19 protein-coding genes are annotated in these 18,986 nt (G+C 59.8%); 14 read left to right on the top strand and 5 right to left on the bottom strand.

The genetic code is table 11. The features are described from left to right. Window positions 1-102: 102 nt before the first annotated feature. The 7 genes from HX823_RS06645 to HX823_RS06615 all read left to right on the top strand — a co-directional run bounded on the left by HX823_RS06645 (window position 103) and on the right by HX823_RS06615 (window position 4,880). The gene (locus HX823_RS06645) at window positions 103-1,152 is read left to right on the top strand and encodes a S8 family peptidase (protein ID WP_177074445.1); all 1,050 of its coding nucleotides are present in this window, start codon (window positions 103-105) and stop codon (window positions 1,150-1,152) included. Window positions 1,153-1,267: 115 nt separating this feature from the next. After that, complete coding sequence (locus HX823_RS06640) at window positions 1,268-1,438, top strand: YhfG family protein (RefSeq protein WP_016979054.1); 171 nt, start codon at window positions 1,268-1,270, stop codon at window positions 1,436-1,438. Beyond that, window positions 1,438-2,037 carry a putative adenosine monophosphate-protein transferase Fic gene (locus tag HX823_RS06635; protein ID WP_177074444.1) on the top strand — a complete coding sequence of 200 codons (600 nt, stop codon included), beginning with the start codon at window positions 1,438-1,440 and terminating at the stop codon, window positions 2,035-2,037. The genes HX823_RS06640 and HX823_RS06635 overlap by 1 nt, the downstream gene beginning before the upstream one ends. A gap of 204 nt (window positions 2,038-2,241) precedes the next feature. Next, window positions 2,242-2,724 (top strand): hypothetical protein, encoded by a 483-nt coding sequence (locus HX823_RS06630; protein ID WP_038845164.1) that lies wholly within the window; start codon window positions 2,242-2,244, stop codon window positions 2,722-2,724. A 4-nt stretch (window positions 2,725-2,728) separates the two neighbouring features. Continuing rightward, entirely contained in the window at window positions 2,729-3,373 is a 645-nt protein-coding gene (locus HX823_RS06625; RefSeq protein WP_177074443.1) for a DUF1493 family protein, read from the top strand. A gap of 269 nt (window positions 3,374-3,642) precedes the next feature. Beyond that, window positions 3,643-3,999: a DUF1493 family protein gene (locus HX823_RS06620; protein ID WP_033898738.1), complete on the top strand. Its 357-nt coding sequence runs from the start codon at window positions 3,643-3,645 to the stop codon at window positions 3,997-3,999. A 17-nt stretch (window positions 4,000-4,016) separates the two neighbouring features. After that, the gene (locus HX823_RS06615) at window positions 4,017-4,880 is read left to right on the top strand and encodes a DMT family transporter (protein ID WP_256350011.1); all 864 of its coding nucleotides are present in this window, start codon (window positions 4,017-4,019) and stop codon (window positions 4,878-4,880) included. A gap of 57 nt (window positions 4,881-4,937) precedes the next feature. On the opposite strand, the gene HX823_RS06610 is transcribed toward HX823_RS06615, so the two are convergent. Further along, complete coding sequence (locus tag HX823_RS06610; protein WP_016979047.1) at window positions 4,938-6,479, bottom strand: phosphoenolpyruvate carboxykinase; 1,542 nt, start codon at window positions 6,477-6,479, stop codon at window positions 4,938-4,940. Window positions 6,480-6,658: 179 nt separating this feature from the next. Continuing rightward, on the bottom strand, window positions 6,659-7,561 hold the full coding sequence (hslO, locus tag HX823_RS06605; RefSeq protein ID WP_177074442.1) for an Hsp33 family molecular chaperone HslO: 903 nt from the start codon (window positions 7,559-7,561) through the stop codon (window positions 6,659-6,661). Window positions 7,562-7,665: 104 nt separating this feature from the next. Here hslO and HX823_RS06600 point away from each other — a divergent pair, with 104 nt between their 5' ends. Next, window positions 7,666-8,466 (top strand): phosphatase PAP2 family protein, encoded by an 801-nt coding sequence (locus HX823_RS06600; protein WP_177074441.1) that lies wholly within the window; start codon window positions 7,666-7,668, stop codon window positions 8,464-8,466. Window positions 8,467-8,505: 39 nt separating this feature from the next. Here the strand turns inward: HX823_RS06600 and HX823_RS06595 are convergent, their stop codons facing one another. Next, window positions 8,506-8,913 carry a S4 domain-containing protein gene (locus HX823_RS06595; RefSeq protein ID WP_177074440.1) on the bottom strand — a complete coding sequence of 136 codons (408 nt, stop codon included), beginning with the start codon at window positions 8,911-8,913 and terminating at the stop codon, window positions 8,506-8,508. A 312-nt stretch (window positions 8,914-9,225) separates the two neighbouring features. Between HX823_RS06595 and HX823_RS06590 the strand changes: the two genes are divergently transcribed. Both HX823_RS06590 and rimK read left to right on the top strand, forming a co-directional pair. Further along, window positions 9,226-9,690: an ATP-dependent zinc protease gene (locus tag HX823_RS06590; protein WP_010214090.1), complete on the top strand. Its 465-nt coding sequence runs from the start codon at window positions 9,226-9,228 to the stop codon at window positions 9,688-9,690. Beyond that, complete coding sequence (gene rimK, locus HX823_RS06585; protein WP_010214091.1) at window positions 9,687-10,592, top strand: 30S ribosomal protein S6--L-glutamate ligase; 906 nt, start codon at window positions 9,687-9,689, stop codon at window positions 10,590-10,592. The genes HX823_RS06590 and rimK overlap by 4 nt, the downstream gene beginning before the upstream one ends. Window positions 10,593-10,717: 125 nt before the next feature. Here rimK and HX823_RS06580 read toward each other — a convergent pair whose 3' ends face one another. After that, a complete protein-coding gene (locus HX823_RS06580; RefSeq protein WP_016979042.1) occupies window positions 10,718-12,031 on the bottom strand; it encodes an ATP-binding protein in 1,314 nt (437 codons plus the stop codon). Between the two features lie 117 nt (window positions 12,032-12,148). Continuing rightward, window positions 12,149-12,889: a two-component system response regulator OmpR gene (gene ompR, locus HX823_RS06575; protein WP_016979041.1), complete on the bottom strand. Its 741-nt coding sequence runs from the start codon at window positions 12,887-12,889 to the stop codon at window positions 12,149-12,151. A gap of 356 nt (window positions 12,890-13,245) precedes the next feature. Here ompR and HX823_RS06570 point away from each other — a divergent pair, with 356 nt between their 5' ends. The 4 genes from HX823_RS06570 to tauA all read left to right on the top strand — a co-directional run bounded on the left by HX823_RS06570 (window position 13,246) and on the right by tauA (window position 18,971). Further along, window positions 13,246-15,570 (top strand): Tex family protein, encoded by a 2,325-nt coding sequence (locus HX823_RS06570; protein WP_033898751.1) that lies wholly within the window; start codon window positions 13,246-13,248, stop codon window positions 15,568-15,570. Beyond that, entirely contained in the window at window positions 15,570-15,953 is a 384-nt protein-coding gene (locus HX823_RS06565; protein WP_016979039.1) for a PaaI family thioesterase, read from the top strand. Before HX823_RS06570 ends, HX823_RS06565 begins: the two co-directional genes overlap by 1 nt. 214 nt (window positions 15,954-16,167) lie before the next feature. Beyond that, window positions 16,168-17,751 carry a glutamate--cysteine ligase gene (gshA, locus tag HX823_RS06560; protein WP_177074439.1) on the top strand — a complete coding sequence of 528 codons (1,584 nt, stop codon included), beginning with the start codon at window positions 16,168-16,170 and terminating at the stop codon, window positions 17,749-17,751. Between the two features lie 242 nt (window positions 17,752-17,993). Continuing rightward, window positions 17,994-18,971, top strand: a complete 978-nt coding sequence (tauA, locus tag HX823_RS06555) for a taurine ABC transporter substrate-binding protein (RefSeq protein ID WP_177074438.1) — start codon at window positions 17,994-17,996, stop codon at window positions 18,969-18,971. The last annotated feature ends 15 nt before the right edge of the window (window positions 18,972-18,986 follow it).

Below are 18,986 nucleotides of genomic sequence, written 5' to 3'. Positions count from 1 at the left end.
CGGGGATAAACGCTACAAACTGATACAGAGAAAACCAGCAAGCCCGCGCAAAAACGCAGACAGTAACACGCCAGATCACCTACCCCCGACAAGGAGTCGTGGATGTCTCGATGCACACTGTTTTCACTGCAACACCTCGTCGTGTTCACGCTGTCGTTATTGCTGCTGGGCTGCGCAGGCGCCTCCGCCCCAATACCTGCTGAACCGGATACACAGCGTTTTGAAACGCCCGAATACTTCGAGCAAAAAGCCCTGCCCATTGTAAAAGCATCCTCCCTCTACGCGCGGGGCGGCACCGGCCAGGGCGTTAAAGTCGCGCTGATCGACTCAGGGCTCAACCAGGCACTGCCCGAGTTCCACGGGCGCGTGGCCGATCCAGGCTATGACTTCGTGACACAGCAGCCAGGCACCCTCGACATCAAGGGCCACGGCACCCAGATGGCCGGCATTCTCGCCGCCAACAAGAACGACCAGGGCATCCATGGCATCGCCTTCAACGCCCAACTGATCCCCATGCGTTTCGGTGATGACAAGGAGCCGTTCTATTTCGACAGCGAGATCGCCCAGGCCTGGGAGCTGGCCTATAGCAAGGGGGCACGCATTTTCAGTAATTCATGGGCGAACCCCATTGAAGCCAACACCAACGAGGTTCCCATCTATGAGCGCCTGATGGGTGACTCGTTGGACGTGGCAAGAAAACTGGTGGGCGAAGGTGCTGTATTCGTCTTTTCAACAGGTAACGAGGTCAAGCGTGAGCCGCTCGCCGAACCCGGCCTGCCAGCGCTGGTGCCGGAACTGGAGAAAGGCTGGATAGCCGTCATGGCCCTCAAGAACGACGGCACGGCCATCAATCTCAAATCCAATTATTGCGGCCTCGCGGCACGCTGGTGCATTGCGGTGCCCGGGGGCGATGGTGGCGCAGGGTTATTGACCACCAACAAGGATGGCAGCTACGGACCCACCGCCGGCACCTCGCCGGCCGCGGCGTTGGTCAGTGGTGCCTTGGCGGCATTGCAGAGTCGCTTTCCCGAGATGACACCGCAACAAGTGCGTGAGCGCCTGCTCAGTACGGCGAATCGAACGGGTATCTATGCCAACAGCGAAGCCTATGGCCGGGGGTTGATGGACCTCGACGCCGCCTCGCGCCCGTAGCCATAGCGCAAACAGACAATGCCCCCACCGGGACGCGTTGATGTGATTTTTTCTCCGGGCTACCCTCTGAAGCATTGCGCTACAATAAAGCCTTGCTACCCAGGAGTACGCTGCCATGAGCGAACCGACGTTTGAGCAAAAACAGGATCACTACCACAAGATCCGCCGTTCCAATTACCTGGCCAGCCTGCGCCTGGAAGGGTTCGACACCCAACCCGCCGACGTCGACAAACCCTTGCCGACCCGCGAAGCCGTCCTCGCCAAGTACCGCAACACCCCACGCTGATGCTCGACAAATACGGGGTGGGCCAGGATCCGTACTGCTATCCCGGTAGCAGCGTGCTGCGCAACCGCCTCGATTTGCACGACGAAGCCCGCCTGCACCAAGCCGAGCGGGAACTATCCGAAATCGCCGTAGGCAACCTCCCGCTCTTCCCTCCGCCCTACGACCTCGACCGCCTGCAACACATCCACCGCACCCTGTTCAGCGACCTCTACGACTGGGCCGGCGAGTTGCGCAGCGTCAACATCCAGAAAGGCGACACCCTGTTCTGCACCCCGGAACGCATCCAACCGGAAGCGGCGAAGATCATCCGGCGTATGCAAGAGGCCAACTGGTATGTGGGCGTGAGTCAGGCTGAGCTGATCACGCGGATTGCCGAGGCCTACGGCGACCTCAACGTCATCCACCCCTTCCGCGAAGGCAACGGCCGGGCGCAACGGATCTTGTTCGAACAGATCATCGTCAACGCCGGGTTTTCGGTGAACTGGTGGCTGGTGAAACACGCGGCGTGGATACCGGCGAATATTGATGCGGTGGCGTGTGATTACCGGGGGTTGGAGGCGATTTTTGAGCGGTGTGTGAGTCGGCCTGTTGGCAACTGACCACACGCCAGCTCGACCCACACCACTCACCTGTTTTGCTGTTAAGTCACTGCAAGCCAAAAATCCCGGAAAGCCCTGTAAGAAACCTCCAAACGGCGCGACATCCCCTTCCGAAACTGCTTGAAACTCCTGCCCGCCCCTCTACAAAACTCACCTTTCTCTGACTGAAACTAGCGCCCTTTCAACAGCCCCCGGCAAATACCCGTGAACATCGAAAGGACTCAACATATCGGCCACTACGGGGTTACCTTCACGGTGCTGCGTTTTGTCGTCCCGCCTGCCGATCACTCTGCACTGGTAAACCTTTGCCTGCTGGAAGCAGGTACGTCTGCAAACGAAGTGCGCCAAAGACTCCTAGATCTCTACAGCAAAATGCTTGCTCGCGATCTGCCTTGCAAAATGACGGTTGCGATCTCCAAACCGCTTACCCGGCAACAAGCTGACTTACTCAACACTCGTGGGGAGATCGTTGCAGGATTAATCAGCAGCGCCGTGTCAGCCCCCATGAGCCTGGCATCGCCTGCGGTTGGGTTCGCCGCTGGCGCAGCTGCTGGCCTGATTATTAAAGGAATCATTCGCAGCTATCACGCCGGTGATGTGGTAATTGGCCTCGACGCCCAGGTCAACGGCGGAATTGGCCCCCAGCGATCACTGTCGGCCATGGTCCGGCAGTTCCAGGGTGGCTAATGCAATGAATGAATACCTTCAGTGGATCAACTTACTGCCTCTTCTCGCACTGGCCATCATCGTCGACAGAATAATAAAGCAGCCCTTGCTCAGAAGATGGCTTGGACTCGGCCTATTGGTAGCCGGCCCAACACTTCTGTTATATGCCACCTCTTGGATCAGAGAGGCACGGCTTGAAAGCCTGCCGATAGTCGCCTTCGTGACAGGCATAGGCTTATTGAGCACCCAAAATATCTATTGCAGGGCTAAAACCACTCACCCTTTATTCATCGCCCCGACCTTGAACCTTGCACCGGACTTTCCTGATGACCCGCTCATGCTTCATCTCTTGCAAATTTTGCATGAGGGCGTCGGTCTGCCCAAACACAAAACCATCTCCCTCAACACGTCAGTCAACCACGACCTCGGATGTAATCGTGCCGAAGCCAAGCAATTGATGGCAATACTGAAGCTGGATTTCGGTTTGAGACCAGGTGACTACAACAGCAACCGCTACTTCAAGCGTCGCGGCTTTGATACCTATTTGCGATTTGTGGAAAAAGGCAGCACGGGAAAGCGCCCTCTAACCATCGACATGCTCTACCGGGCCGTCAAAGCAAAGCACTGGGACACCCGGACACTCGAAGCCAAGGCGTACGAGAAACCATGAATTTCTGCCTGCAATTAGTGTGTTTTCTCGGGTTCTACCTGTTGCTTCATTATCAGATTACTGACCGTCCCCTTAGAAAGCGCTTCGCTCTCATTTTTATCGCAACAGGCCTCACCTTAACGTTCCTCCTACCCTATGTGGCGGTCATCCTCAGAATGCCCTTCCTCCCTGTCTTCGTATTCTTGATAGGCTTGGCACTCTTCATCACTCGAAACGAATACTCGCTTCGCCGCAACCGTTCCCCTCACCCACTCCTGCGTGCCCCCACCATGAATCTCGCGCCCAACTTCCCCGAAGACCCCGTCATGCAGCAACTCCTGCAACTGCTGCACGAAGAAATCGGCCTGCCCAAACACAAGACGATCCGCCTGCAAACCTCGATCAACTTCGACCTCGGCTGCGACGGCAGTGAGGCCAAGCAACTGATGGAAGCGCTGGAGCAGGAATTTGCGCTCGACCTGGGCGACTTCGACACTTATCGTTACTTCAACCCGCCGGTGTTCGATGTGTTTCTCAAACGCCGCGCCAAGGGGCGCGGCGAAAAAGTGCCGCTGACCCTCGGCATGCTCTACCTGGCCATCAAGACTCAAAGCTGGGACACGCAGACGCTGGAAAACCTGAGCTGAAACACTAAGGACCTTACATGGACGTAACAATGGGCCTGCTGGCCGCCCTGCTCTGGGGGGGTACGGATTTTCTCGTGGGCCTCAACGCCAGAGCCGTGGGCGTTAAACGCGCGGTGTATTTCGGCCAAGCCCTCGGCTTCCTGATCATGACCCTGCTGTTGGTCATTCTGCCAAGCGTGCTGTTCAAATCCCTCTACGCCCCGCTGAGCGTGTGGCTCCTGGGCGTCGCCGCCGCCCTGTTCACCGTCTCCGGCGCCCTGGCGCTGTCCAAGGCCTTCGCCCTTGGCAAAGCCGCCATCGTCGCGCCGCTGGTGACGTCCTACGGCGTGGTGACCACCTTGCTGTCCTGGGCCAGCGGCGAGCACATCAGCCTGACGCAACTGGGCTGCATCGCCGTGTGCGTGATCGGCGTGATCCTCTCCAGCATTCATAAAGACAACGGCGTCCCCCAAAACAACCCTCGCCAGTCGATCGCCTACGCCATGCTCGCCGCCTTGCTGTATGGCACCAGTTTCTGGCTGCAAGGCCGCTATACCTTGCCCGCGCTAGGGCCGATCACCATGCTGTGGCTCGGTTACCTGGTGGGGCTCTGCGTATTGGTGGTGATGGTGCTGAAGATCAAGGACGGCCTGAAAATCCCACCGCTGAAAAACTGCGCAACGCTGACCGGCGCAAGCTTGATGAACCTGGGTGGGTTCTCGGCGTTTTCCTGGGGGGCGATGGCGGGGTCGGTGTCGGTGGTGACGGTGATCAGTACGTTGTCGGGCGGTATTGCGGCGATTTTGGGGTTTGTGTTTTTCAAGGAGCGGTTGTCGGTGGTGCAGGTGGTGGGGGTTGTGCTGGTACTGGTCGGCGCGGTGGTTCTGCACATCGCCGACTAAGCGTTCGCGCACAAAAAAGCCGCCCACAAGAGGCGGCTTTTTCACAACGCTCGAATCTTACAACTTAGGACCCGCAGCCTTGATCGCATCGCTCACTTCAAACTTCTTGAAGTTCTCGATGAACAGACCCGCCAGCGCCTTCGCCGCTTCGTCGTAGGCAGCTTTGTCAGCCCAGGTGTTACGTGGGTTCAACAGGCCGGTTTCAACGCCCGGTACGGCCAGTGGCACGTCGAGGTTGATGGTGTCGAGGTGTTCGGTTTCTGCACCGATCAACGCGCCGCTCTGGATCGCTGCGATGACGCCGCGAGTGGTCGGGATGTTGAAGCGGTTGCCGACGCCGTAGCCGCCGCCGGTCCAGCCGGTGTTGACCAGGTAGACCTTGGAGCCGAAGCCGCGGATGCGCTTGATCAGCAGCTCGGCGTATTCACCAGCCGGGCGCGGGAAGAACGGTGCACCGAAGCAGGTGGAGAAGGTCGACTTGATGCCGCCGCCGGAACCCATTTCGGTCGAGCCCACCAGTGCGGTGTAGCCGGACAGGAAGTGGTAGGCCGCTTGTTCTTCGCTGAGGATCGACACAGGCGGCAGTACGCCGGTCAGGTCGCAGGTCAGGAAGATTACCGCGTTTGGCTCGCCGCCCAGGTTCTTCTCGGAACGCTTGGCAACGTGCTCCAGCGGGTAGGCGGCGCGGCTGTTCTGGGTCAGGCTGACGTTGGTGTAGTCGGCGTGCTTGGCCTCGTCGATCACCACGTTTTCCAGCACGGCGCCGTGCTTGATGGCTTTCCAGATGACCGGCTCGTTCTTCTCGGACAGGTCGATGCACTTGGCATAGCAACCGCCTTCGATGTTGAACACCACGCCTTCGCCCCAGCCGTGTTCGTCGTCACCGATCAGGTAACGGCTTTCGTCGGCGGACAGGGTGGTTTTACCGGTGCCCGACAGACCGAAGAACAGGGTCACGTCGCCTGCTTCGCCGATGTTGGCGGCGCAGTGCATTGGCAGCACGTCGGAAGCCGGCAGCAGGAAGTTCTGCACCGAGAACATGGCTTTCTTCATCTCACCGGCGTAACGCATGCCGGCGATCAGCACTTTCTTCTGGGCGAAGTTGAGGATCACGCAACCGTCGGAGTTGGTGCCGTCACGCTCTGGCACGCATTCGAAGTTGGCCACGTTGAGCACTTGCCACTCTTCACGACCGGCCGGGTTGTACTGGGCCGGGTTGATGAACAGGCAACGACCGAACAGGTTCTGCCAGGCAGTTTGAGTGGTCATTTTCACGGCCAGGTAGTGGTCTTCGGCAGCCCCTACGTGAACATGGGAAACGAAATGCTCTTGCGCGTTGTTGAAGGCCTCGACGCGAGCCCACAGGGCATCGAACTTGTCGGCCGGGAACTTGCGGTTGATCGGGCCCCAGGCGATGGAAGCCTGGGTGGAAGGCTCTTCAACGATGAAACGGTCGACCGGCGAACGGCCAGTACGGTGACCGGTTTCGACGACCAGCGCGCCAGTATCGGCGAGCACGCCTTCACCACGCTGCAGGGCTTCTTTAACCAGATCGTCAACACTCAGATCGGTGTATACGGCGTTGTTGGCTTGCGTCATGAGGTTCCCCGTCGGCCTATGGCCGAGTGCTCCAAACGTTTTGTAGTAGAAAGTTGCGCACTACTACCGCGAAAAAAGTGGGCCGGATTATGCCAGAAAAGCCCAAAAAGAGTAGGGCCCTCCCGTCAGAACTGCGCTAATCCGGCGTTTGTCAGGTGATTTACCTGTGCTTAAACGTTTTAGTGGCGGGTGTCGGAAGGGGTGTCGATGCCTGCGCCGGCGAACAATTGGGCGACATCGGCCGCATCGAACAGGTAGCGCTCGTTGCAGAACTGGCAGTCGATCTCGATATGCCCGCCGTGCTCTATCACCAGGTTTTGCGCATCTTCCAGGCCGAGGCTGACCAAGGCATTGGCCGAGCGCTCGCGCGAGCAGCTGCAATTGAAGTGCAGGCCTTGTGCGTCAAACAGTCGCACGGCTTCTTCGTGGTACAGGCGATGCAGGATGGTTTCGTTGTCCAGGCCCAGTTGCTCTTCAGCGGTGAGGGTACCGGCCAGGGCCGTCAGCTTGCGCCAGCTGTCGGTGCGTTCGTCTTCGTCCTTGATGCGATCGGGTGGCAATTGCTGCAACAGCATGCCGCGGGCGCGTTTGCCGTCAGCGTTGAGCCAGAACTTGGTGCCGACCTGCTGGGACATTACGAAATAGTTGGTGAAGCAGTCCGACAGGGTTTCGCCGTCCAGGTCGACGATGCCTTGGTAGCGCTGGCCTTCGGTGGGGTCGACGGTGATCGCCAGCACGCCGTTGGCCATCAGGTCGGACAAGGTGGCGTCCGGGGCAATCTGGTCGGCCTCGTAACGGGCCAACCCACGGATTTCGCGCTCGCTGGAGCACTCGATCATCAGCATCGGCACCGGGCCTTCGGAACGCGCCTGCAGGATCAGCAACCCGTCGAATTTCATGGTGCCCACCAGCAGCGCCGCCGCTGCCATCAGCTCCCCGAGCAGTTGCGCGACCGGCTCCGGATAGGGGTGCTTGGCGAGGACTTCGGCATAGCTGCGCTCCAGCGAGACCAGCTCGCCGCGGGCGTCGCTCTCGTCAAAGATGAAGCGTTGGGTGAAGTCGGTATCCGGTAGATCAGTCATAGGTCTGGGTATCTGAATTGATGACAAATTGATTACAAGGTTTATAGAATCAAACGCTTTAGCACCGTTTTGGTGCGGTTTTCTGGAGCCGTGGGGGACAGTTTATGAACAATCCGGGTTTGTTCCAAGCCAAGTGGAACCTCGGGCGATGGGCCTTTTGCAATCTACTCGCTATCGCACTGCTGTGTTTTTGGCTGTGGCCCACGGGCCAGATGCTGTGTGTGCTTTTCGACGAGTGGCTGTTTCATCTGCTCAATGACCCGCTGGCCAGCAACTCGACCTGGCTGCACGTGTGGGCGGTAGCCAGTTTGCGGCCGTTCGATGCGGTGGTCGGCGTGATTCTGCTGACGCTGCTGATTCGCGGCGACTGGGTCTTCAAGGCCGTGCAGGTGCGCCAGGCATTGTTAGGTTTTGTCGGCATTCTGCTGCTGTTGCTGTTTATCCGCATGCTGTTTTCCAAATTCGCGGCGTACATGGGTTGGCAACACAGCAGCCCGTCGATGGTGATCAGTGGCGCGATCCAGATGAGCGACTACTTCCCGGGGTTGGAGAAGACCTGGGAATTGAAGGACCGATCGAGTCAGAGTTTTCCTGGGGATCACGCATCGGTGCTGTTGATCTGGGGGATGTTCATGACGGTGTTCGCCAAGCGCATTGGTCAGATGCTGGTGATCTGGGGACTGGCGCTGCTGTTCATGATGCCGCGCCTGGTGGCGGGCGCGCATTGGGGCCAGGACGATTACATTGGCGGGGTGTTGCTGGCGCTGTTGGCGTTGGGATGGGGGTATTACACGCCGTTTGCGGCGAAGGTTTCGAGTGGGTTGCTGCGGGTGACGGCGCCGGTGTTCGGCCTGCTTCAGCACATGCCGCTGATCAGTCGACTGAGTGTGGTTCGCCCAACGTGATAGCCAAGGGTGAGGGAGCTTGCTCCCCCACTGTCGCCGTCAATCATCAATGCCACTGCCGCGAAACTTGAACAGGTCGCGGCGCTGCTTCTTGCTCGGTTTGCCATCGGTGGTCATGCCCGTGGCGCCCGCCTTACGCATCGCCGCCGCATTTTCACGCTTGGCGATGCTGGCTTCGGTCTCGGTGTACAACGCCTGCGCTTCAGGCGCACCACGGCGCACGATGGAGAGTGCCTGAACCACGACCGTCTTTTCATCAAACCCGACACGAATCTGGAACTCATCGCCGACACGCGGCTCCTTGCCCGGCTTGCAGCGCTCGCCGCGATGGTGCACCTTGCCGCTCTCAATGGCGGCCTTGGCCACCGCACGGGTTTTATAGAAACGCGCGGCCCACAGCCACTTGTCCAATCGGACCTTTTCTTCCTCTTCCTGCTTTTGAGCCACTTGAATTCCTCGCTCTGAAAAATGTCGCAACCTTACTCTTGGAACCCTTCAACGCATAAACCGCAAGGCTCACCTAAGATACGCCAGACACCTCGAGTTTTGCGTGCCTTGCCCAAGCATCACTGATTATTGAAGCTTGAGAGATATCTGTCGCCATTTGCCGATTATTCTGCGTGAATACCGCGAATTCGGCACCTAGCCTCAGTGATGGCAGGGATTGTCACACTCCGTGAGCCGTTGGACGTTACTGTCCTCGACAACTACGAAACATTTCTGAAATACCGGTTATCCATATTGAAGACATTTGACCATTTGACCGTTGTGGGTCTACGTGAGTGGGTGGCACTTCCCGACTTGGGAGTGGCAGGCCTGCGCGCAAAGATCGACACCGGTGCCAGCACCTCAAGCCTGCACGCTACCGATATCGAGCCGTTCGAGCGCGACGGTGAGAAGTGGGTGCGTTTTACCGCGCACCTGGGCAGCGTTGTGCAACTGCGTCACCGCCGCTGCGAAGCGCCCCTGGTGACGATGAAAACCATCAAGAGCTCCAACGGCCATGCGCAGGTGCGCTATGTCATCAGCACCACGTTGGCGCTGGGTGATCGGGTATGGCGGGTGGAATTTACCCTGGCCTGCCGCAAAGCCATGCGTTACCGGCTATTGCTGGGATCCAAAGCCTTGATTGACGGCCAACTGGTGGTCAATCCCGGCATCAAGTACGTTCAAGACAAGCCGGTGTTCCCGGTCTCTACTCTTTCTGTCCCAGGTGCTGCATGAAGATTGCTGTGCTGTCGCGAAACCCGCGTCTGTATTCCACCCGCCGCCTGGTTGAGGCCGGCACCGAACGTGGCCACGAAATGGTGGTGATCGACACGTTGCGTGCCTATATGAACATTGCCAGCCACAAGCCGCAGATCCACTACCGGGGCAAGCCGCTGGAGGGGTTTGATGCGGTGATCCCACGCATCGGCGCCTCGGTGACGTTCTATGGCTGCGCGGTGTTGCGCCAGTTCGAAATGATGGGGGTGTTTCCCCTCAATGAGTCGGTCGCCATTGCCCGTTCACGGGACAAGCTGCGCTCGCTGCAACTGTTGTCGCGCCGGGGTATCGGCCTGCCGGTGACGGGCTTTGCCCACTCCCCCGATGACATCCCCGATCTGATCGACATGGTCAACGGCGCGCCGCTGGTGATCAAGGTGCTGGAAGGCACCCAGGGTATCGGCGTGGTGCTGTGTGAAACCGCGACAGCGGCCGAATCCGTGATCGAGGCGTTCATGGGCCTCAAGCAGAACATCATGGTGCAGGAATACATCAAGGAAGCCGGCGGTGCGGATATCCGCTGCTTCGTGGTGGGCGACAAGGTGATTGCGGCGATGAAGCGCCAGGCCAAGCCGGGGGAGTTCCGCTCCAACCTGCACCGTGGCGGCAGCGCCAGCCTGATCAAGATCACCCCGGAAGAACGCATGACCGCACTGCGGGCAGCCAAGGTGATGGGGTTGAGTGTGGCGGGTGTGGATATCCTGCGCTCCAATCACGGGCCGCTGGTAATGGAGGTGAACTCGTCACCGGGCCTGGAAGGCATTGAAACCACCACCGGGAAGGATGTGGCGGGGATCATCATTCAGCATCTGGAGAAGAATGGTGGGCCGAATATGACTCGGACCAAGGGCAAGGGCTGATCAACCGCCACAAACCAGTGTGGGAGCGGGCTTGCTCGCGAAAGCGGTGGATCAGTCAAGTATGTATCGACTGACACCCTGCATTCGCGAGCAAGCCCGCTCCCACATTCGGCCTGTGTTGTTGCTTAGACCGCGTCGCGGGGCAACATCAACCCAAGCGGCAAGCGCACCCGCGCCTCCAGGCCACCCTCTTCTCGGTTGCGCAACTCAACATTGCCGCCATGCATCGAGGCAATCCGCCGCACAATCGCCAACCCCAAGCCAGTCCCCTTGCCGCCCCGGGCACGGTCGCCACGGGTGAACGGGTTGAAGATGCCTTCCAACTCGTCCGGGTCGATGCCTGCGCCCCGGTCCATTACGCTCAGCACCACATAAGGCGCAGCGCTGTCGCCGGACACATAGGCCGCCACTTCCACATCGGAACCGGCGTGATGCAAGGCGTTGCCGATCAGGTTGTTCAACAGGCGCTTCATCGACACTCGACGCAACGCAAACGGCTGGATCGGCTCCAGGCGCATACGTACCTGTTCACCGTTCTGGTTGTAGGGCGCGACCACCTCACGCACCAGGTCCGTCAGGTCGACTTCTTCAACCACTTCATCACGGCCATCGCGGATAAACGCCAGGAACTGGTCGAGGATCGCGTCCATGTCCTCGATGTCGCGGACCATGTCGTCAGTGAGGTCGCTATGGTTGCCCATTAACTCCAGAGACAAGCGCAATCGCGTCAACGGTGTGCGCAGGTCATGGGACACCCCCGCCAGCATCAACTCGCGTTCGCGCCCGGCCTGTTCGACGTCTTCCGCCATCTGGTTGAACGCGCCGTACACCTCGGTCATCTCACTCGGCGTATCGCTGACCGGAAGACGCACGCTGCGCCCCTGGCCCAGTTGTCGGGCGGCAAACACAAGGCGTTTTAGAGGCTGGTTGAGCTGGCGTACGAAAATCCATGCCGAGGCCGTTGAAAGCAGACCGATCGCCAGGAACCAGCCCAACACGTTCCAGATCTTCTGCCCCCGCAGCGGGTGCGGGTACAACGGCACTTTCAACCAATCTTCGCCCAGGCTCGGAGCACGTACCCACAATGCGGGCGACACATGCATGCGCAACCGCACCTCGGTGTCTTCACCCAGTTCGGCCTGCATCTGGCGTTGGTAGATTTCACTGTAGGGCCAATGCTGCTCGCCCTCCGGCACGCCTGCACCGGCGACGCGCACCAGGGTCGCGGCCTTGGCGATCTTCTCGCGGTTCTCCGGGTCTGCCGCCCAATAGGCGCGCAACGTCAAGGCGACACCGTGGCTGTATTGCCGGTCCACCAGCACGTCCTCGTTCATCAACAGATAAACCAGTGTGAGTGCCTTGGAAAACAGAACGACGATCAGCACCAGCCAAAGGGTGCGGGAGAAAAAACTTTGGGGGAACCACAGCGGGGTTTTCATAGAAGACTGCTAGATACCTTGCAGAAACGAGCGGCGCTCGCAGAATTGCAGACGCCGGACATCCCGTCGACCCTCATGGAGTCAAACGCCAGGATGCCCGCCCCTGCAAATCACCGGTCAACTGGTTTTATTGCCGTCCGGCACAAACACATAACCCACGCCCCATACCGTCTGGATGTACCGTGGCTTGGACGGGTCAGGCTCGATCATCCGGCGCAGACGGGAAATCTGCACGTCGATGGAGCGCTCCAGAGCGTCCCATTCCCGACCACGGGCCAGGTTCATCAGCTTGTCGCGGGTCAACGGCTGGCGAGCGTTCATCACAAGGGCCTTGAGCACAGCAAATTCACCCGTGGTAAGCATGTGCACTTCATCGCCACGCTTGAGCTCACGGGTGGCCAGCGACAGTTCGTAGTCGCCAAAGGTGACACTCTCGTCTTCGCTGCCTGGGGCACCTGGAACCGGCGGTGCCTGGCGACGCAGCACGGCTTTGACCCGAGCCATCAGCTCGTCGGGGTTGAACGGCTTGGCCAGGTAGTCATCAGCGCCCAGCTCGAGGCCCTTGATGCGGCTCAGCTCATCGCCCTTGGCGGTGAGCATGATGATGGGAATCTGGTTGTTCGCGCCGCGCAGGCGTTTGCAGGCGGTCAGGCCGTCTTCGCCGGGCAGCATCAGGTCGAGTACGACCAGGTTGAAGACTTCACGCCCCAACAGGCGGTCCATCTGCTCGGTGTTCGGCACCGCGCGGGCACGGTAGCCCTTGGAGTTGAAGAAGCGCTCCAGCAGGCTGCTCAGCCCCGGGTCGTCGTCAACGATGAGAATTTTTTCGCCTTCAGCAGTTTGTGCAGTGCTGCTCATTAGATGCTCCTCTTATCTCGGCGCGCATTATGGCCTAGCTGCCGTTATACGCACCGTGTGCATTGTTAGCAGATTTTTCCTCAACTGCCAGCGAACCCGCGCCCTACAACCGTTGGCGCAATCCCCCCCAAGGACAGAACGCTGGTTATAATGCGGCGCCGTCGTGCAGGGCAACTTCAGATCGTTACCGTTTGCTGCCGAGGCTTTTTTTACCCGCTTGTGTGATTTTTTCGATTTCGAGGGTCAATAGGCTGCCTCTTGACCCAGGCAGCGGCGCCAGTCGGGCCGCTCAACCAGCCTCCCAGGGCCTTGTTTTCCGGGCCTGCGAGCTGCTTTTCAGAATTTCAGGTGGTTTTATGGACAGCATCAACAGCCGCATCGCCGAGGAACTCGGTGTACGCCCACAACAGGTCGAAGCGGCCGTCGCTCTACTGGATGAAGGCTCCACGGTGCCTTTCATCGCCCGTTACCGTAAAGAAGTGACCGGCAGCCTCGACGACATCCAACTGCGTCACCTGGAAGAGCGTCTGCGCTACCTGCGAGAACTCGACGAACGGCGTATCAGCATCCTCGCCAGCATCGAGGAACAAGGCAAGTTGACTCCACAGCTTGAGCGCGACATCAAGCTCGCCGACACCAAGACCCGCCTCGAAGACCTCTACCTGCCGTACAAGCAAAAGCGCCGCACCAAGGGCCAGATCGCCCTGGAAGCCGGCCTGGGCGAGCTGGCCGACGGTCTGTTCAACGACCCGTCGCTGACCCCGGACACCGAAGCCGCCCGCTTCATCGATGCCGAAAAAGGCGTCGCCGACGTCAAGGCCGCTCTCGAAGGCGCCAAGTACATCCTCATGGAGCGCTTCGCCGAAGACGCCAGCCTGCTGGAAAAACTGCGTACTTACTTGAAGCAGGAAGCCATCCTCAGCGCCCGTGTCATCGCCGGCAAAGAGGAAGAAGGCGCCAAGTTCCGCGACTACTTCGAACATGACGAGCCGCTGAAAAGCATGCCGTCCCACCGTGCGCTCGCCATTTTCCGTGGCCGCAACGAAGGCATTCTCAGCTCCGCGCTGAAGGTCGGTGACGAATTGCCGGGCACCATGCACCCGTGCGAAGGCATGATCGGTCAACAATTCGGCATTCAGAATCAGAACCGTCCTGCGGACAAGTGGCTCGGTGAAGTGGTGCGCTGGACCTGGAAGGTCAAGCTCTACACCCACCTGGAAACCGATCTGCTGGGCGAACTGCGCGACGGCGCCGAGACCGAGGCGATCAACGTGTTCGCCCACAACCTGCACGACCTGCTGCTGTCGGCCCCGGCCGGCCCGCGTGCCACCCTGGGCCTCGACCCGGGCCTGCGCACCGGCTGCAAGGTTGCCGTGGTCGACGCCACCGGCAAGCTGCTGGACCACGCCACGGTGTATCCGCATGTGCCGCACAACAAATGGGACCAGACCCTGGCCATCCTGGCTGCCCTGTGCGCCAAGCACGCGGTAGACCTGATCGCCATCGGCAACGGCACCGCCAGCCGTGAAACCGACAAGCTGGCCGCCGAGCTGATCAAGAAATACCCAGCCATGAAAATGACCAAGGTCATGGTCTCCGAGGCCGGCGCTTCGGTGTACTCGGCGTCGGAGCTGGCTTCCAAGGAATTCCCGGACCTCGACGTGTCCATCCGTGGTGCGGTGTCCATCGCCCGTCGCCTGCAGGATCCATTGGCCGAACTGGTGAAGATCGATCCTAAATCCATCGGCGTCGGCCAGTACCAGCACGACGTGTCGCAGCTGAAACTGGCACGTGGCCTGGACGCCGTAGTGGAAGACTGCGTAAACGCCGTGGGCGTGGACGTGAACACCGCTTCCGTCGCCTTGCTGGCGCGCATTTCCGGCCTCAACGCCACCCTGGCGCAGAATATCGTGACCCACCGCGACGAAAACGGCGCGTTCAAAACCCGTGCAGCACTGAAAAAAGTCGCACGCCTGGGCGAGAAAACTTTCGAGCAAGCCGCCGGTTTCCTACGCGTAATGAACGGCGACAACCCGCTGGACTCCTCCGCAGTCCACCCGGAAGCCTACCCGCTGGTGCAGCGCATCGCCGCCGAGACCGACCGCGATATCCGCTCGCTGATCGGCGATGCTGCGTTCCTCAAACGCCTGGATCCGAAGAAGTACACCGACGAAACCTTCGGTGTGCCGACTATCACCGACATCCTGCAAGAGCTGGAAAAACCTGGCCGCGACCCACGTCCCGAGTTCAAGACCGCCGAGTTCCAGGACGGCGTCGAAGACCTCAAGGATCTGGAGCTGGGCATGATCCTCGAAGGCGTGGTCACCAACGTGACCAACTTCGGCGCCTTTGTGGACATCGGCGTGCATCAGGACGGTTTGGTGCATATCTCCGCGCTTTCGGAGAAGTTCATCAAAGACCCGCGTGAAGCGGTCAAAGCCGGCGACGTGGTCAAGGTCAAGGTGATGGAAGTCGACATCCCGCGCAAACGAGTTGGCCTGTCGATGCGCATGAGCGACACCCCCGGCGAGAAAATCGACGGTGCCCGTGGTGCTCGTCCGGGTTCGGCACCGCGCCAGTCGCAGAACAATGCACCGCGCAAAGAAACCGCCACCGCAGCGCCAAGCAACAACGCCATGGCCTCGCTGTTCGCCAACGCCAAACAGTTGAAGAAACGCTGATGGAAATCCCGGCCGGTTTGACCCAGAGCGCGTTCAGCGAACTGATCGGCTGCCGCCTGCAACGCCTTGAGGAAGGCGTTGCCGAGGTGGCCCTGACCCTGGAGCCGCAACTGCGCAATCGCGCGGGCAAGCTCCATGGCGGGGCGATTTTCAGCCTGGTGGACATTACGATGGGGCTGGCCTGTTCCAGCTCCCATGGTTTCGACCAGCAGAGCGCGACTATCGAGTGCAAGATCAACTACATTCGCGCCGTGTCCGACGGTGACGTGCTGTGCACCAGCCGGGTGATTCATGCCGGTCGCCGCACGCTGGTGGTCGAGGCAGACGTGTATCAAGACGAAAGACTTGTCGCAAAAGCACAGGGCACCTTCGCTGTCCTATAGCTCCCCACCCCCGATTTGAGTTAATTTCGGCGCTGCAATCACGGCGTCGGAATTTTCTCGCTGCGCTGTAGCCAAATTCATGGAGTGAAGTCGGCATATTCAGAGCGAGTTAAATCGACTCTAAACCAGGCGATCACGCCAGTTTTAACTTCACCCTTGTAGACCGTCCTGCCCACCCCCATATTGGGGCGACTGACGCGTGAAGGAATCCAACTTGAGCGAACTTCTCAACCGCCGCCTGGCCCTGCTCGGCAAGCGCGAACACCTCTCCCTGCTAGAGCAGTGCTTGCACGGCATCGAGCGCGAATGCCTGCGTGTCACCGGTGAGGGTCGACTGGCACAAACGCCGCACCCTGAAGCCTTGGGCGCCGCGTTGACCCACGAACAGATCACCACCGACTACTCGGAATCGCTGCTGGAGTTCATCACTCCCGCCCTGCCCAACCCGGCCGATACCCTGAGCAGCCTGGACAAGATCCATCGCTTTGCCTACACCAAGCTGGGCAGCGAATACCTGTGGAGCCCCTCGATGCCGTGCCCGTTGCCGGCCGAGGAAGACATTCCGATTGCCTACTACGGCACGTCCAATATCGGACAGCTCAAGTACGTGTATCGCAAGGGCCTGGCCCTGCGTTACGGCAAGACCATGCAGTGCATCGCTGGCATCCACTACAACTTCTCGTTGCCGGAAGCGCTGTGGCCGTTGCTTAAAGAGACTGAGGGATTTGTCGGCACCGATCGCGACTACCAGTCCACCGCCTATATCGCGCTGATCCGTAACTTCCGCCGTTACAGCTGGCTGCTGATGTACCTGTTCGGTGCATCCCCTGCTCTGGACGCCGGCTTCCTGCGCGGTCGCTCGCACCAGCTGGAAGTGCTCGACGCCGACACGCTGTACCTGCCCTACGCAACCAGCCTGCGCATGAGCGACCTGGGTTACCAGAGCAACGCCCAGGCCGGCCTCACGCCTTGCTACAACGATTTGAGCAGCTACACCGACAGCCTGCGTGAAGCGGTGGCAACGCCCTACGCACCGTACGTCGAAATCGGAACCCATCAGGACGGTGAGTGGGTACAGCTCAACACCAACATCCTGCAGATCGAAAACGAGTACTACTCCAACATCCGCCCCAAGCGTGTGACCTACACCGGCGAACGGCCGATCCAGGCGCTGGTGGCCCGTGGCATCCAGTACATCGAAGTGCGCTGCCTGGACATCAACCCGTTCCTGCCGATGGGCATCGACCTGCCGGAGTCGCGTTTCCTCGACGCCTTCCTGCTGTACTGCGCGTTGAACGACAGCCCGCTGTTTGCCGACAACGAGTGCGGCAACGCCACCTCCAACTTCCTCAGCGTGGTCAAGGAGGGTCGCCGTCCCGGCCTGCAATTGCAGCGTCAGGGCCAGCCTGTGGACATGAAGGAATGGGCTGCCGAGCTGCTGGAGCAGATTGCGCCACTGGCCGCCTTGCTGGATGAAAGCCACGGCATCACCGAGCACAGCCAGGCGCTGGATGCTCAGTTGGCCAAGGTCAAGGATTCGTCCCTGACCCCGTCGGCCCAGGTGTTGGCGGCGATGGCCGAGCGTAAGGAAAGTTTTGCGCAGTTCTCCCTGCACCAGAGCCAACTGCACGCCGAGCATTTCCGCAGCGAGCCGCTGCCAGCCGAAGAGCAAGCGCAGTTTGAAGAACTGGCACGCAAATCGCTGGCACAGCAGGCGGAGCTTGAGCAGAACGAAGTGGGTGATTTTGACGTGTTTGTTGGCTCGTACCAGGCGAGCATTCTGGCGATCAGTAACTAAAGGTCGTACACAAACCCTGTGGGAGCGGGCTTGCTCGCGAATGCGGTCTGTCAGTGATTGATGTGCTGACTGATACACCGCATTCGCGAGCAAGCCCGCTCCCACATTTGACCTATGCGCCTCAGGATCCACGTTCACTTCTCCTCATAAGCTAATTCGAAAATGTTATTTATTTTCGTATTCTTAGATCATTTAGTCTCCTCACACGCCGACCCTCGGCCGCCTGATTGAGGAGCTTCCCCTTGAAACTGCTTACCCCTCTGCGCCTCTTGGCCGCATTGTCCCTGGCCGGTGCCAGCCTGTTTGCCCAGGCGGCGGATGTGACCATCGCTTACCAGACCACCGTGGACCCGGCCAAAGTCGCCCAGGCCGACGGCGCCTACGAAAAAGCCACCAACGCCAAGATCAACTGGCGCAAATTCGACAATGGCGCCGACATCATCGCCGCCATCGCGTCCGGCGACGTGCAGATCGGCTATCTCGGTTCCAGCCCGCTGACCGCTGCGATCACCCGCAAAGTGCCAGTGGAAACCTTCCTCGTTGCCACCCAGATCGGCGGCGCCGAAGCCCTGGTAGCGCGCGACGGTTCGGGGATCAACAGCCCGCAGGACCTGATCGGCAAAAAAATCGCCGTGCCCTTCGTGTCCACCGGTCACTACAGCCTGTTGGCTGCGCTGAAGCACTGGAACATCGACTCGTCCAAAGTAACCATCCTCAACCTCGCACCACCGGCGATCATCGCCGCCTGGAAGCGCGGTGATATCGACGCTACTTACGTTTGGGACCCTGCCCTGGGCGTGGCCAAGGAAAACGGCAAGGTGCTGATCACCTCCGGCGAACTGGCCAAGTTTGGCGCGCCTACCTTCGATGCCTGGATCGTGCGTAAGGATTTTGCCGAGAAGCACCCGGAAATCGTCACGGCGTTTGCCAAAGTCACCCTGGATGCCTACGCCGCCTACCGTAAAGACCCACAAGCCTGGCTCGCCGACAAAGGTAACGTCGAAAAACTGGTGAAACTCTCCGGCGCCAAGCCCAGCGACATCCCACTGCTGCTGCAAGGCAACGTCTACCCGCTGGCCGCCGACCAGGTGACCCTGCTGGGCGCACCGACCACCAAGGCCGTGACCGATACCGCCGCGTTCCTCAAGGAGCAAGGCAAGGTCGACGCCGTGCTGCCGGACTACGCCCCTTACGTCAGCGCCAAGTTCATTACTAACTGATCAGGAGTTCATCGC

Source organism: Pseudomonas sp. P7759 (genome assembly GCF_013386445.1).
Classification (GTDB): Bacteria; Pseudomonadota; Gammaproteobacteria; order Pseudomonadales; family Pseudomonadaceae; genus Aquipseudomonas; species Aquipseudomonas azotoformans_A.
This window is presented reverse-complemented; position numbering and strand designations above follow the sequence as displayed.

Coding starts and splice junctions, on each gene's coding strand:
- HX823_RS06645 (WP_177074445.1), top strand. CDS start 103: ATGTCTCGATGCACACTGTTTTCACTGCAACACCTCGTCGTGTTCACG.
- HX823_RS06640 (WP_016979054.1), top strand. CDS start 1,268: ATGAGCGAACCGACGTTTGAGCAAAAACAGGATCACTACCACAAGATC.
- HX823_RS06635 (WP_177074444.1), top strand. CDS start 1,438: ATGCTCGACAAATACGGGGTGGGCCAGGATCCGTACTGCTATCCCGGT.
- HX823_RS06625 (WP_177074443.1), top strand. CDS start 2,729: ATGAATGAATACCTTCAGTGGATCAACTTACTGCCTCTTCTCGCACTG.
- HX823_RS06620 (WP_033898738.1), top strand. CDS start 3,643: ATGAATCTCGCGCCCAACTTCCCCGAAGACCCCGTCATGCAGCAACTC.
- HX823_RS06615 (WP_256350011.1), top strand. CDS start 4,017: ATGGACGTAACAATGGGCCTGCTGGCCGCCCTGCTCTGGGGGGGTACG.
- HX823_RS06610 (WP_016979047.1), bottom strand. CDS start 6,479: ATGACGCAAGCCAACAACGCCGTATACACCGATCTGAGTGTTGACGAT.
- hslO (WP_177074442.1), bottom strand. CDS start 7,561: ATGACTGATCTACCGGATACCGACTTCACCCAACGCTTCATCTTTGAC.
- HX823_RS06600 (WP_177074441.1), top strand. CDS start 7,666: ATGAACAATCCGGGTTTGTTCCAAGCCAAGTGGAACCTCGGGCGATGG.
- rimK (WP_010214091.1), top strand. CDS start 9,687: ATGAAGATTGCTGTGCTGTCGCGAAACCCGCGTCTGTATTCCACCCGC.
- HX823_RS06580 (WP_016979042.1), bottom strand. CDS start 12,031: ATGAAAACCCCGCTGTGGTTCCCCCAAAGTTTTTTCTCCCGCACCCTT.
- ompR (WP_016979041.1), bottom strand. CDS start 12,889: ATGAGCAGCACTGCACAAACTGCTGAAGGCGAAAAAATTCTCATCGTT.
- HX823_RS06570 (WP_033898751.1), top strand. CDS start 13,246: ATGGACAGCATCAACAGCCGCATCGCCGAGGAACTCGGTGTACGCCCA.
- HX823_RS06565 (WP_016979039.1), top strand. CDS start 15,570: ATGGAAATCCCGGCCGGTTTGACCCAGAGCGCGTTCAGCGAACTGATC.